The following is a 14,648-nucleotide window of genomic DNA, read 5'->3' on the forward strand; positions in this document are numbered from 1 at the left end:
TCCGACAAGCTTAATATGATTAAAGAATAGAATTTTAGATTTCTGCAGAAAGTGCTATAAGTTTCCTAGCCTGCAGTAGTTGATACTCATCAGTTTCATCATTTAAATTAAGGTTTAAATGACCCACTTTACGCCCCTTGCGTGGTGCTTTGTTATAGCTATGAATTTTAACTCTATCTAAAGCTGCTAGATCTTTTATCGCTGGCATTGTACCGATACAATTTAGCATAACTGTCTTACGGCTAGTCGTATCACCTAAAATCAAACCAGCTATAGCACGCACATGATTCTCAAATTGCGATGTAACTGCCCCATCAATACTCCAGTGTCCGCTATTGTGCACACGCGGTGCTATTTCATTGACAATTAGCTCATCACCCTTGACAAAAAACTCAATCGCTAAAGTGCCAACATAAGCAAACTCTTTAACTAGGATTTTAGCAATTTGCTGTGCTTTTTCGGCAAGTATGGCATTTTCAAAAGGAGCTTCAGATTCAACGATAATACCTTGCTTATGAGTATTCTTAGCTAATGGATAAAAGGCAATATTACCCTTAAAATCAGCTGTACAAATTTGTGAAACTTCATAATCAAAATCAACAAAAGCTTCATAAATAAGTCCATCTGGCGCATCCTTGAGTGCATCCCATGCTTTAGTGATATCCTCTTGAGACTCAATCACAAACTGTCCCTTACCATCATAGCCAAATCTGCGTGTTTTAAGTATAGCTGGCAAACCATGCTCGACGACAGCACTTTGCAATTTTGCCAAAATATCGATATTTACAAATTTTGCTGTAGCTATATTATGATCTTGCATAAAAGATTTCTCAAGTAAACGATCCTGAGAAATAGCTATAGCTTTAGCTGATGGATATACATTTACCTCATGATTTATCGCTTTGATAAGTTCATGAGATATATTTTCATTTTCAAAAGTTATCACATCAAACTGCTTTGCCCAAGCTACAACATCATTTACCTTTGTTAGCTCAATATCTGTGACAGTTTTGACCACTTCTTCGGCACAGTCTCCAGCTTTGCCAAGGCAGTGAAACTCTAAACCTAAAGGCGTACCTGCTAAACTTAACATCCTCGCAAGTTGCCCTGCTCCGATAATACCTATTCTCATTATTAGTACTCCCTAGGATCAGGATTATCCAAAACAAATTGTGTTTGCTCAGCTCTAAACTCAGCTAATGCTTTTGCAATATTTGCATCTGTGTGTTGTAAGATACTTGCGGCAAAAAGTGCTGCGTTTTTTGCTCCTGCCACTCCAATAGCAAAAGTAGCCACTGGAATACCTGCTGGCATCTGCACTATTGATAATAAACTATCTTGGCCATTAAGCGTACTTGATTTAACTGGCACTCCTAATACTGGTAAAGCAGTTTTTGCAGCAACCATACCAGGTAAATGAGCAGCACCACCAGCTCCTGCTATTATAACTTTAAGACCTCTATCTTTAGCAGTTTCGGCATAAGTAAACATCTTATCCGGAGTTCGATGCGCAGATACTACTTCACACTCATAGCCAATGCCTAAATTATCTAAGATATCACAACACTCTTTCATTGTGCTCCAATCAGATTTAGAGCCCATTATTACACCAACATCTACGCTCACTTCTTATCTCCTTTTAGGCTAATATAAAATGTCATGCTGAATTTATTTCAGCATCTCCCTTAATTACCATTTTATTGAGATCCTGAAACAAGTTCAGGATGACTTTTAAAGATTAGTTTTCTTCCAATTTCTAATAACTTCAATCCAAGCTATATTTTCTAAGTTCTGTACCTTAGCTTTTAGGCTCTCAGCAGTATCATCTTTAGTAACACCACACTTAAGTTGCAAAACAATATCGCCACCATCTACCTCTTCACTTACTTGGTGAATAGTACATCCAGAAACACTATCACCAGCAGCTATTACCGCTTGATGTACTGCCAAATCCATTAATCCAGCGTAGTTTGGTAACAATGATGGATGAATATTTAAGATTCTACCTTTAAAAGCTTTGATAAATATAGGGCTTAGAATACGCATAAAGCCTATTAGTAAAATTAAATCAGGATTATATTTTTGAATTTCAGCGACGACAAGCTGATCGTATTGCTCTCTAACTAAACCTTTAGCTGCTATAAATTTAGCTGCAATATTGTGCTGTGCTGCTCTTTGTAATATATAAGCATCTTGCTTATTCGAGATTACTAGACTTATCTGAGCATTTAGCTGCTTACTTGCTATCGCATCTATTATAGCTTGCATATTAGTCCCACGCGTAGAACCTAATATAACAAGATTTAGCTTAGACATTATTTATTTAAGCTCCTGATATTTATCACCACGCAGCAAATTCATCTGTTTGATACGCTTATTGATAAGCTCTTTTGTACCAATGTCTGGACGATGAAATAGTTTACCATAAATATTTTTGACAGCATTTTCAGCTTTTTGCTCTGCTTCAGCAATTGTATCACCTAAGCCAAGCACAGCTATTGCTCTAGAACCTGTACCAATTAGTTTGCCATCTCTATAATCAACCGCACCCAAGAAAAGCTCAACATTATCAGGGCATTGTGAAATATCTATCTCAAAGTTCTTAACTGATTGATTTGGGTAACCAAGAGGCACTAGATATTTACATACACTTGCTTGATTTTTAAACTTAGCTTTAACTGTATCAAGTGTACCTTGGGTAATAGCTTTAGCAATCTCAACAAAATCTGTCTCTAGTAAGCTAAGCAAATTCATAGCTTCAGGGTCACCAAAACGCGCGTTATACTCAATCACTTTAGTATCATCCTTAGTTGCCATAAAGCCACCATAGAGGATACCTTGGTACGGTTCACCAAACTTATCTGCTAAAGCTTTGACAACTTGTTCATTGATATGTTTTGCTTTCTCAATATCAGCTGCAGATAAAAATGGTAGACTATGATTAGCATCAGAGTAAGTTCCCATACCGCCAGTATTTGGACCCTTGTCACCTTCGTGTGCACGCTTATGATCTTGCACTGCTGGCATATGGATAAAATTTTTACCATCAGTAAATGATATCAATGAGAATTCCTGACCAACAAGCTTCTCTTCGATAACAAACTCTTTACCTGCATCTACTAATGACTGACAATGTCTAATCGCCTCTTCAAGGCTATGCAAATGATCACCCCAGACAAGTACACCTTTTCCACCACACAAACCATCAGTTTTTATGACAAATTGGTTTTGATACTCTTTGAGAGTTTCTTCGACTCCATCCATTGTCGAAAACTTTTTAAAGAAAGGATTAGCGCCAATATCATAGTCACGAATCAAATCTCTAGTAAAACCTTTCGAAGTTTCAATTTGCGCTAATTTTTTGGTTGGTCCAACTACACCGATCCCTTCTGCCTTAAGAGCATCTGCTAGACCTACTTCAAGTGGTGCCTCAGGACCGATAATTGTGATATCAATATGCTGTGATTTTGCATACTCAAGCACTTGATCACAATTACAAATATCATCGATTTGATAGCCTTGCGCTAACTTTTTTATCCCAGGGTTAATCGCTGTGCTTATACAAAAAAGCTTATTTGCAATAGCGCTTTTGTTTACAGCTGCTGCTATCGCGTGCTCTCTACTTCCTGATCCTACTAAAAGAATATTCACTGGCTTCTCCATATTCAAATAATCTTTAACATTTTTAACAATACGTTGATTTATATTTTCTAAATCTCTAGGTACTTCAAACTTTTGCCCTGTTATCATTTCAAAAAGAGTTATATATTTTTGAGATAATTCTACAACTAACTCTTGTGGTGCTTGTGGTAGAACTTCATCATTATATGGATCACAATTTTTTGCAAACCATAATCTAAAAAATTCCTTATCGATATTTTCAGGTTCTTGACCTTTAGCAAATCTCTCAGCATAGCTGTCCTTTAGCCAAAATCTTGAGCTATCTGGAGTGTGAATCTCATCAATTAAAATAATCTCTCCAGTTTGCTCATCAATGCCAAACTCATACTTAGTATCTGCCAAGATTAAACCATGTTCTAAGGCTTTTTTTTGGCCAAACTCAAAAAGCTCTAGGGCTTTTTGTGAAGCAAAATCCCATTGCTGTTGAGTTAGCCAACCTTCTTTGACAATATCCGTTGCTGAGATTGGGCGATCATGATCTTGCTCTTTTGTTGTCGGGGTTAGAATATTATGCGGTAACTTTTGATTCTTCTTTAAACCATCTGGTAGGATATTGCCACAATAGTCACGACTACCGTTTTGATAATGTGTCCATAAAGAAGTCGAGGTTGAGCCTGTTATATAACCTCTGACTACAAACTCAATCGGTAGTACTTTTGCTTTTCTCGCGATAACAACATTTGGATCTGGAGAGGCTATAAAGTGGTTTTTGACAATATGCGCAGTTTCTTTGAACCACCACACTGATGATTGCGCAAGGATTTGTCCCTTAAATGGAATAAAACCTAATGACCTATCAAAAGCTGATTGTCTATCTGTAGATATCAAAATACTCTTATCATCAGTAAAGTACATATCTCTTACTTTACCTATATATTTATTCTTGATATCAAGATTAGTCGATTTTAGAACATTTTTTATATTATTGGCAATGATTTGTTTATCAAGCATTAGATAATTTCTACCTTCCCTGAGTTTGTGATTTTACCAATTTGATATAGTTTTGTATTAGTATGCTTTTTAGCTAAAGCTCGCATCTTGTCAAGCTGATCTTGGCTAGCAATTATAGTCATACCAATACCCATATTAAATGAGCGATACATTTCAAACTCACTAATATCGCCTATTCTCTGCATTAGCCTAAAAATAGTTGGTGTTTCAAAACTATTTTTAACAATTTCAGCGCCTAATCCTTGTGGTAATACGCGTGGAATATTTTCAATGAAGCCACCACCAGTGATATGTGCCATACCTTTAATATCAACGCCATTATCCAAGAAATCATGAATAATATTAGAGTAGTTAATATGTGGTTCAAGTAGCACATCACCAATAGTTCTACCCTCTAGCTCTGGGTAAGTATCTGTATGTTTGTTAGCTGCTACATCAAAAAATAGCTTACGTGCAAAAGAGTAGCCATTTGTATGTAACCCTGATGAGCTAAGACCAAAGATGATATCACCCTCTTTGATATTCTCACCATTAATAATCCTATTTCTATCAACTATACCAGTGATAACACCAACCATATCAATCTCACCAACTTGATATACTCCAGGCATCTCAGCGGTCTCACCACCTACTAACGAGACACCACACTCAGCACAAGCTTTTGACATCCCTTTAACAAGCTCTTCCATAATCGCAGGATCAAGCTTATCATGCGCAACATAGTCTAGGAATGTAATTGGTTTAGCGCCCATTACAACAATGTCATTTGTCGCAGCTGAGAAAAGATCATAACCAAGATTCTCAAACTTGCCACACATTACCGCAACTTTTGTCTTAGTACCAACACCATCTATAGACTGTACTAGTACAGGGTCTTGATAGTTGTTGATGATATTCTTTAGTGAGTACAAAGAACCAAAGCTACCTAAGCCTGTCAAAACATCTTGGGTAAAAGTCTTTTTGACATGATCCTTCATTCTTTCTACAGCTTGATTGCCAGCTTCTATATTTACACCAGCATCTTCATATTTTAGGCCTGCCATTTTATTTCCTTATTCAAAAAATAACCTTGCGATTATTTGTCATTCCGGAATTGATCCGGAATCTCTTAATTTATGTCCACAACTCATCAGATCCTGAATCAAGTTCAGGATTGTAAGTTAAATTCTTAGTATAATGTGTTTACCAAGGAGTTAAATCAAGACTATTTTAATAGTTTTGATTATAACCCAAGCGACCGGTTCAGGATAGATTTAAACAATCGTTGTCATCAAGGTACTTGGGTTATCTCCTTAATACGTTTGTATAGTTGCTTGGTTTTAACGACCGCTTACAATCGCAAATATTTGTAAACATACTAAGGAGATATTTAAAATGTATCATAATTTCATCGGTATTGATATATCAAAGAATGATTTTGTAGTAGCAATTCATGGTAAGAAAAAGACTTTTAAATACCTTAATAACTTAACTGGCTTTGATGAACTTTTATCAGATCATCCTATACTCAAGGATAAATCTTTTGTAGTTGTTGAAACTACCGGAGGCTATGAAAAAGCTTTACTTGAATATTTAATAACTAAAAATATAGTTGTTCACAGAGCTAATACTAGAATAGTTAAACATTTTATTCGCTCTACAGGTCAATTAGGTAAATCAGATAATATTGATGCTTTTGGACTAGCTAAGTATGGGTATGAAAGACACCGTGACCTAGAATTTTATCAACCTAATGATGATAAAATGCAAAAGCTTATAAAATATATTCTTAGAAAACAAGATATTAAAAAACAGTTAACAGCTGAAAAAAATAGATATCAAGCACCAGACCAAAAATATACAAAAGATTCTCACCAAAGAATGATAGAGTTCTATAAACAAGAAATTATGATTATAGAAAGCCTTATAAATGAGTTAGTCGATGATTGCCAATACTTAGCAAAAGCTAGAGATCTATTAGTTAAAGAGGTTACTGGTCTAGGAAATGCTACAGCCACATCTTTACTTGCTTTGATGCCTGAGTTAGGAAACTTAAACCGTAAACAAGTGGCTTCTTTAGCAGGAGTAGCTCCATATCCGTATGAAAGTGGCAAGAAAGTTGGCTATAGAAAGACTTACGGCGGTAGAGCTGATTTAAAACCTATATTATTTATGTCAGCATTAACTGCTGCTAGAAGTAAAGGTAAACTTGGAATATTTTATAGAGACCTTGTTGAAAAGGGTAAAAAGAAGATGGTAGCCCTTGTAGCTGTTATGAGAAAAATTATAGTCATTGCTAATGCTAAAATTAGAGATCTAAAAAGAGATTTGAAGATTTTATAAATAAATTAGCAACATAGTTGATGACGGTTGTGGGGTCTAGGATGACCCATTCTTTTTATTTTCATTTTATTTAGATACATCTACTACCTATTCAACTCTTGAGCACATTGAAAAGTATTATATAAAAGCTCGGTAATTGTCATTGGCCCCACCCCTCCAGGTACTGGGGTAATCGCTGCGACCTTATCTTTGACAGCAGCAAAATCAACATCACCAACTATCTTACCATCAACATGGTTAATACCAACATCGATAACTACAGCACCCTCTTTGACCATATCAGCGGTGATAAAGTTAGGTTTACCCACTGCAACAATTAGGATATCTGCTTTTGTAGTATGAGATTTAAGATCAGTTGTAAATCTATGACAAGTTGTCACAGTAGCTTTAGCATTTAGTAGTAACTGTGATACTGGTTTACCAACAACATTACTTGCACCAACAACTACCGCATAGGCACCTTCTGTTTTTATACTATACTCTCTTAGCATAGTCATAATACCTTTAGGTGTACAAGATTCTAGGCATTTTTTATCTCTAAGCTGCAATCTACCGACGTTTGTAGGATGAAAACCATCAACATCTTTTTCTGGTTTTATACTATATATCACATTGTTTTTGTTTATATGTGCTGGTAGTGGTAGCTGCAATAAAATTGCATGAACACTAGAGTCATTATTTAGCTGATTAATCAGCTCCAAAAGCTCTAACTCTGTCGTATGCTCTGGCAGTGTAATCACTTGTGAATCTATCCCAACTTGCGCACAGGCTTTTTCTTTTGAGGCAACATATGTCTTACTTGCTGGATCATTACCAACAATTATTGCCACAAGTTTTGGAGTTATTGCTGTATTATGCTTATATTCTTGAACTTGATTTGCTAATCTCTCTTTGAGGTCTTTTGAGAGAGCCTTACCATCGATTAAAATCATTATTTGATAGCTTATCTATATAACTAAAAATGATAGTTAATATGATAACAAATTTTAGGCTATCTTTGGGAATTTTTTGAGAGTATTTTTTTACAAAATATCTTTAATTTTTTAATAAAATAAGCTATTAGCATCGGCTTGAGTTGGAAACCTAAATAATCTCTCTATTTTTCATCCAATAGTAGATATATGCCGTACAGTAGCAACCAAAAGCAACGCCAAAGATTACATCGCTAGGATAATGCGAACCAACTATGATTCTACTCCCAGCAAATATAACAATTAGCACATACCAAAGATATCTTAGCTTAGGGAAGATATAAAAAAATGCTATAAACATCGCCCCAACTGTGATTGAGTGCCCTGACGGCATACTTGCAAAATCATAACCTGGTGCATGAAAATGTTGAAAGTAATGTGAACCATACTCCAAGAAAAACTTAGGACGCGCTCTGCCTATTATCATCTTAAGTATCTGCCCCAAAATACCACTAATAGCCACAGTTGCCAAGATAAAACCAGCATATGCCGATAGCTTGTTAAACAAAGCTCTAACACTAGCAGATAATTTTTCGCTATCGCTAAATAAACGTGCTAACACTATCACACCACAGATTACCAAAATATATTCTGCTTTACCAACATCGGTAATTTTACCAAAGATTACACCGACAACACTTGGCATAGAATGCTTGATATAGTTCTCAACTGGGGTATCTAAATTATAATACACCAAGATTACCAAGAGTAATAATGGTATAAATGTATACTTCAATTGTAGATATCTAGGCAATTTATCATTATGTAGCTTTGGCTTTCTAAAAATATCTTTGAAAGCTTGAAAGTTCGTTTGTAATCTTTGTTTGAGCATATATAAAAGTTTCCAGTTAAAGATAGTTACAAAGCTTAGTATAACAAAATATTATTATTTCACTAGTCTATAGAGCCTTTCAATTCTCTAGACATTAGCCTATTCGCCTAAGATTGGCTGTTGCTTTAATTATGCCCAATACAATATACTTTCTGTCATCTTAAACTCCCCCAAAACCGTCATGCTGAACCCGATTCAGCATCTCCTAAATACAAACAAAACAATGAGATTCCGGATCAAGTCCGGAATGACGAGGAAATTAATAGTAGTCCCAAACTAATAGCAATCCTAAACTTGGTTGTTGAGCGTAATCGAAGTACTCAATGATCTTTTACCATTAAATCAACATTCTTTATAAAAATATCATAAAAATATAGTGAAGTTTTCAAGAAATCACTTGCAGGATTTATTTTTACCTAATAAAATAAAAAGCATATGATAAAAAGTGTTTTTATCGTATTATTAGAATGTAAACAACCTATAAAGAAGGAAAACAAACTATGAAAAAGAAAATGCAAAAAGGTTTCTCACTAGTTGAGTTAATGGTGGTGATCGCGATTATTGCAATCCTAGCAGCAGTTGCTATCCCGATGTATTCTAACTATACTACCCGTGCTCAGATTGGATCAGTGTTAACATCTATAGGTGGCATCAAGTCTGATATCTCTGAAAGAGCAATGACTAATGGTGGATTAAGTGGTATTTCAAGTTCTGGATCATCATTAAATGGTGTAACATTACCATCAGCTAGTGGCGCTAGTTTAGCTTATACGACAAGTGTTACAGATGGAGTTATCAGTATGGTTTTAACTCAACCTGTAGCTGGTACTATTACTATGACACCTATATATGATGCAAACGCTGGATCAATGACATGGGCTTGTGCAAGTACTGATATAGGTTCTTCTCAACTTCCTACTCCATGTACTTCTACTGCAGCATAAATAGTTATTAACCATATAATTTCTGATTAATTTTCTTAATAAATCCTTTCTTAGCGTGATAGACAGATAGCATAAAGCAGGTATTTCACAGACATAAATAATATGCTATAATCTTTATAAGATAAACAATTTTATATTCAGTGTCTTGAAACAAAATCATGAAAGGATTCTCATTAGTTGAATTAATGGTAGTAATTGCAATTATGGCGATTTTAGCTGCTATAGCAATCCCTATATATTCAAACCATAGAGAGCGTGCCGCGATTATTGAGTCTTTTAATATCATTGGTAATGTCAAAGCCAGTATTGAAGACGATATTAATAACAGCAAAGATATATCTCAACAAACTTACAATACTCCTACAGGAGTTAGTGTTATAAACGGTTCATCATCTGGAGCCACTATTGAGATAAATTTAAGTCAAACTTCTCCACAATATTTCAGCAATGCTAATGATATCATCAGACTTAGTGGTGCAGTTAGTGGTAACACTTTCCAATGGACTTGCTCACATAACACAAACGCTTCAACTTTAACTACTAACAATGTACCAGCCACCTGCCAAAGTATTTTTAGCGCTTAGATTTTTTTCACAATACATAACAGTCATTCTGAACTTAAACTTAATAGTTATCCTGAACCCCACAACCGTCATCATGAACTTGATTCAGGAACTGGTGAATTATGGACATAAACCAAGAGATTCCGGATCTGTGTCCGGAATGACCATTTTGTTGTAAGCATATAAGGACTAACACATAAGCTTAACCCTACACCTACAAACTAATGTATAGATCTAAAAGTAGTATGATATTGCATCAGGCTGCCCTTCCAATCTAAGGAATAAAACTATTCCTTCAAGTACTACTTTTATAACTACTAGACTGTATCTATTAAATAAACAGTTTTTTGATTTACAAACCCAGCAACTCTCTAGCATGCGATAGAGTATTTTCTGAGATATCTACTCCACCTACTATCTTAGCTATCTCTTCGATGCGCTGCTGTTGATTTAGCTCTATAATCTTTGACTCTGTAGTATCTTTGAGATATTTCTTAGATACATGAAGATGTGTTTGACCTTGAGCGGCAACTTGTGGCTGATGGGTGATGCATAAAACTTGTAGTTTCTCAGATAATTTCTTAAGTAGCTTACCAACTATCTCTGCTGTAGCTCCAGAAATACCTACATCAACTTCATCAAAAACTAGTGTTGGATATGATCTTTTTGCAGCAGATACTGCCTGTATTGATAGACCAATCCTACTTAGCTCACCGCCTGATGCAACCTTTTTGACAGCGGCTAGTTGTTCACCAAGGTTAAAGTTAATCATAAATTGACACTCATCTATACCCTTTGAAGTTTTTGCTTGAGCTGGCAAAATCTGCGCTACAAAAGTACCTTTAGGGATATTAAGAGAACGAATATTTTTCTCAACTTGCTTTGAGAATTCCTTAGCAGCCTGTTTACGTGCTTGACTAAGCTGGTTAGCATACTCGCTGTATTGCTGTTGTAGATTTTGCTTTTGCTCATTTAGCTGCGATAGTCGCATACTATCTTGAGTAAAACTATCTAATTCAGTCTGCAACTCTTGGATATACTGATATATATAGTTAGGTTCAATCTTATGCTTGCGTGCAAGATCATATATCTGGCTCATGCGTTGCTCTACTTTTGCTAACTCCTCAGGATCCTGCTCTAGTGATTCTAGTAGGTTTTGTGCTTCAGCATAGCTTTCTTGGGCATACACTTTGGTTTGAGATATCAGCTCTTGGAGATTTCTAAATGATCCTTCATCTAGCTTTGCTACTTCTTTCTCAAGTTCTGTCAGCATTGCGATTATATTTATCTCATCATCATACATTAAACTTGCAATATGATTAAGACTATAGCCAATATCATCAACACTTGATAAACTCTTTTGGCGTTGCGCTAACTGCTCAAATTCATTTTCACCTAGCTCTAGAACTACTAACTCATCTAGCTTATACTCAAGCAGTTCTCGCTGACTATTTTGCGTATCCATATACTCTTGTAATTCAGCTATTTCAGAATTTATTTTTTGTAGCTGGTAAAATGAGTTTGTAACTTTTTTTAGCATCTCATCATTATTTGCAAAACTATCTAACAAACTTAACTGTAATTTGGGATCGAGTAAATCTTGGTGGGAATTTTGACTATAGATGTTTATCAGCTTATCTGAAATTTTTTTGACATCTGTAGCTTTAACAACACTACCATTTATAAATAAACGGCTCTGCTTAGATTTATTAACTACGCGCCTAAAGGTACACTCCTCATTTTCATAATCAATGAAAAGCTCATCTAAAAGGCATTTTGCTTTATGATTATCCTTGATACAAAAAGTAGCGGAAACTTCTGTTACCTTGTCATCTTGTAAAAATGTCTTTTCTAACCTTGCACCAAGCACAAAACTAAGCGCATCGAGTAGAATCGACTTACCTGCGCCAGTCTCACCAGTTAAGACTGTCATCCCTTCTCTAAAATCAATTTCAGTAGATTTTATAATCGCAAAGTTTTTGATTGATAAATGTAGTAGCATAGATCTATAGATGATTAATATTACACCTATTTAATATATATGCTCTTGCCTACTTATACAAGTAATAAACTGACGATTTTATCCTTAGAAACTAATATAGACCTTTAACTTATTTTGTGGAAAAGAGTTTTGTAGCTGCTGCTGTAGTTGAGTTTTAAAAATAAGTATTTTTTTAGCTTCTATGACTTCAGGTAATTCCAAATAGACATCTACAAACATAAAACGCCCAGATTGAGTAATTTTGATATTATCAATCAATAAAAAATAACTTTCCGCAATTTGTTTTGCAATTTGCCTAATTTGGTTTCTAAATTCAATATCTGGAGCAGCATCTAATAAATGCGAATATGCTTCTTTGCTAAGTTTTATTGGATTTATCGTAATATAACATCCTATAAGGATTGCTACTATAGGGTCGACATATAAAGCCAGCTTGGTATAACCTAACTTTTCTAAAATAAAACCTATAGATATATTAAAAATAACTCCAACCCCTAATAATGCATCAGCTTTCCACATTAACGCATCAGAAAATAAAATCTTTGAACCTGTCTTTCTAGCTCTTTTATTAACAAATAAGAACATAAAAATACATACAATAACTCCTACCGTTTCTGATAACAATGCTATTCCATAATTTGGTTTGATTGTATGAGTAAAAATATTAAATATCGCTATCAAAATAACACTAAAAGCGATAAGTAATACAAACCAAGATTCAAGCATAATAAATATAGGCTCTAGTCGATAGTAACCATAATGATAATATTTATTTGCAGGTTGATTAATCTTTCTTAAAACATATATTGAGACAGCATAAATTAATATTGATATAACAGAGTAGCCAGTATCCAATAGTACTGACAAAGATTGAGCAAAGTATACTATTACTATAGAAAATAAAGCATAAATAGAAGCAACTATCAGATTAGTTTTTAAAGTTTTTTTCTCTAATTTCTCATTAAAGGTCATAAATACTTATTGAAAACAAGATATATCAATATTTGTTTATAAACTTAAATTATAACTGATATATTTAGTATTAGAAAAGTTAATAATTATAGCAATAAGGTAAATATTAATAAATTAAATATTTTTTACCTGAAAAAAATATATTATAATCCGTTGTGGCCTATTTGACTAATATCAAACATAGAAGGATTTATTAGATGCAATTATCAAGAAGAGTAAAGGCAATGCAAGCCTCTCCAGTACGTAAGTTAGTGCCGTATTCTATTCAAGCAGAGAAACAAGGTAAAAAGGTGTATCACCTTAATATTGGTCAGCCTGATATCAAAACTCCTAGCGAGTTTATGAATGCTATCAGAGCTTACGATAAAGAGACTATCGCCTACTCTATAGCAAATGGTGAACCAAGCTTAATTAAAGCTATCTCAAAATACTACAAGAGATTTGATATGGATTTCGCTGAGGATGAAATCTTAATCACCAATGGTGGTTCTGAAGCGCTAATATTTGCTGCTATTGCTACTTGTAATGCTGGTGATGAAATACTTGTACCTGAACCTTTCTATACAAACTATAATGGTTTTACAACTGCAGTTGATGTAGCTATAAGACCAATCACTACAAAAGCCGAAGAAGGTTTCCATCTACCTTCAAAAGAAGAAATACTTGCTTGTGTAACTGATAAAACTCGAGCTATCATGATCTCTAATCCTGGTAATCCTACTGGTGTTGTATACACTAAACAAGAGCTAGAAACTTTAGCAGAAGTAGCTAAAGAGAAAGATCTATTTATCATCAGTGATGAGGTATATAGGGAGTTTACTTATGATGGTCTTGTATGTACATCTTTTGGTAATATCAAAGGTGTTGAGGATCGTGTGATTATCGTTGACTCTGTATCTAAGCGCTATAGTGCTTGTGGTGCTAGAATTGGTTCACTTTGCTCAAAAAATAAAGAGTTTATCAAAGAAGTTACAAAGCTATGCCAAGCTAGGCTATGTGTACCAACTCTTGAGCAAATTGGCTCTGCTGCTCTTTATGAAGTATCACAAGATTACCTAAAAGAAGTAAACACAGAGTACCAAAAAAGAAGAGATATCACTTTCGAAGCTCTTTCAAAAATGGATAATGTAGTTTGTGAAAAGCCTACTGGCGCTTTCTATGTAATTGCTAAACTACCAATTGATGATACTGAAAAGTTTGCACTATGGCTATTGACAGAATTTGAAGATAACCGCGAAACTGTAATGGTCTCACCTGCTGCTGATTTCTATGCAACTAAAGGTCTTGGTAAAGATGAGATAAGAATCGCTTATATCTTAGAAGAAAAATCACTAAAAAGAGCTCTAGAGCTTTTAGATAAAGCTATCAAAGCTTATAACAATAAATAATCACTTTTTCTCAATAGTTTTT

General features: G+C 34.7%; 13 protein-coding genes. 4 read left to right on the top strand and 9 right to left on the bottom strand.

The window, feature by feature from the left end; translation table 11 throughout:
* Positions 1-34: 34 nt before the first annotated feature.
* The 5 genes from CGC45_RS06960 to purM form a co-directional block, all read right to left on the bottom strand.
* Positions 35-1,132, bottom strand: a complete 1,098-nt coding sequence (locus CGC45_RS06960; RefSeq protein ID WP_071629591.1) for a 5-(carboxyamino)imidazole ribonucleotide synthase — start codon at positions 1,130-1,132, stop codon at positions 35-37.
* A gap of 2 nt (positions 1,133-1,134) precedes the next feature.
* Positions 1,135-1,626 carry a 5-(carboxyamino)imidazole ribonucleotide mutase gene (gene purE / locus CGC45_RS06965; protein ID WP_071629592.1) on the bottom strand — a complete coding sequence of 164 codons (492 nt, stop codon included), beginning with the start codon at positions 1,624-1,626 and terminating at the stop codon, positions 1,135-1,137.
* Between the two features lie 105 nt (positions 1,627-1,731).
* Positions 1,732-2,316 (bottom strand): phosphoribosylglycinamide formyltransferase, encoded by a 585-nt coding sequence (gene purN, locus CGC45_RS06970; RefSeq protein WP_071629593.1) that lies wholly within the window; start codon positions 2,314-2,316, stop codon positions 1,732-1,734.
* 3 nt (positions 2,317-2,319) lie between these two features.
* The gene (locus CGC45_RS06975) at positions 2,320-4,632 is read right to left on the bottom strand and encodes a phosphoribosylaminoimidazolesuccinocarboxamide synthase (protein ID WP_071629594.1); all 2,313 of its coding nucleotides are present in this window, start codon (positions 4,630-4,632) and stop codon (positions 2,320-2,322) included.
* Positions 4,632-5,675 (bottom strand): phosphoribosylformylglycinamidine cyclo-ligase, encoded by a 1,044-nt coding sequence (gene purM, locus CGC45_RS06980; protein WP_071629595.1) that lies wholly within the window; start codon positions 5,673-5,675, stop codon positions 4,632-4,634. The genes CGC45_RS06975 and purM overlap by 1 nt, the downstream gene beginning before the upstream one ends.
* A 331-nt stretch (positions 5,676-6,006) precedes the next feature.
* Here purM and CGC45_RS06985 point away from each other — a divergent pair, with 331 nt between their 5' ends.
* Positions 6,007-6,954: an IS110 family RNA-guided transposase gene (locus CGC45_RS06985; protein ID WP_114702063.1), complete on the top strand. Its 948-nt coding sequence runs from the start codon at positions 6,007-6,009 to the stop codon at positions 6,952-6,954.
* Between the two features lie 83 nt (positions 6,955-7,037).
* Here CGC45_RS06985 and folD read toward each other — a convergent pair whose 3' ends face one another.
* Both folD and lpxE read right to left on the bottom strand, forming a co-directional pair.
* Positions 7,038-7,886: a bifunctional methylenetetrahydrofolate dehydrogenase/methenyltetrahydrofolate cyclohydrolase FolD gene (gene folD / locus CGC45_RS06990; protein ID WP_071629596.1), complete on the bottom strand. Its 849-nt coding sequence runs from the start codon at positions 7,884-7,886 to the stop codon at positions 7,038-7,040.
* 151 nt (positions 7,887-8,037) lie between these two features.
* Positions 8,038-8,757 (bottom strand): lipid A 1-phosphatase LpxE, encoded by a 720-nt coding sequence (gene lpxE / locus CGC45_RS06995; protein WP_071629597.1) that lies wholly within the window; start codon positions 8,755-8,757, stop codon positions 8,038-8,040.
* A gap of 500 nt (positions 8,758-9,257) precedes the next feature.
* On the opposite strand from lpxE, the gene CGC45_RS07000 reads away from it, so the two are divergent.
* Both CGC45_RS07000 and CGC45_RS07005 read left to right on the top strand, forming a co-directional pair.
* On the top strand, positions 9,258-9,701 hold the full coding sequence (locus CGC45_RS07000) for a pilin (RefSeq protein ID WP_071629598.1): 444 nt from the start codon (positions 9,258-9,260) through the stop codon (positions 9,699-9,701).
* 158 nt (positions 9,702-9,859) lie between these two features.
* Entirely contained in the window at positions 9,860-10,285 is a 426-nt protein-coding gene (locus CGC45_RS07005; RefSeq protein WP_071629599.1) for a prepilin-type N-terminal cleavage/methylation domain-containing protein, read from the top strand.
* A 331-nt stretch (positions 10,286-10,616) separates the two neighbouring features.
* On the opposite strand, the gene recN is transcribed toward CGC45_RS07005, so the two are convergent.
* Both recN and CGC45_RS07015 read right to left on the bottom strand, forming a co-directional pair.
* Positions 10,617-12,266, bottom strand: coding sequence for a DNA repair protein RecN (recN, locus tag CGC45_RS07010; RefSeq protein WP_071629600.1), 1,650 nt, complete (start codon positions 12,264-12,266; stop codon positions 10,617-10,619).
* Positions 12,267-12,350: 84 nt separating this feature from the next.
* Positions 12,351-13,238 carry a cation diffusion facilitator family transporter gene (locus CGC45_RS07015; protein ID WP_071629601.1) on the bottom strand — a complete coding sequence of 296 codons (888 nt, stop codon included), beginning with the start codon at positions 13,236-13,238 and terminating at the stop codon, positions 12,351-12,353.
* A 197-nt stretch (positions 13,239-13,435) separates the two neighbouring features.
* Here CGC45_RS07015 and CGC45_RS07020 point away from each other — a divergent pair, with 197 nt between their 5' ends.
* Positions 13,436-14,626 (top strand): pyridoxal phosphate-dependent aminotransferase, encoded by a 1,191-nt coding sequence (locus CGC45_RS07020; protein ID WP_071629602.1) that lies wholly within the window; start codon positions 13,436-13,438, stop codon positions 14,624-14,626.
* The last annotated feature ends 22 nt before the right edge of the window (positions 14,627-14,648 follow it).

This window comes from Francisella opportunistica, assembly GCF_003347135.1.
GTDB classification, from domain to species: domain Bacteria; phylum Pseudomonadota; class Gammaproteobacteria; order Francisellales; family Francisellaceae; genus Francisella; species Francisella opportunistica.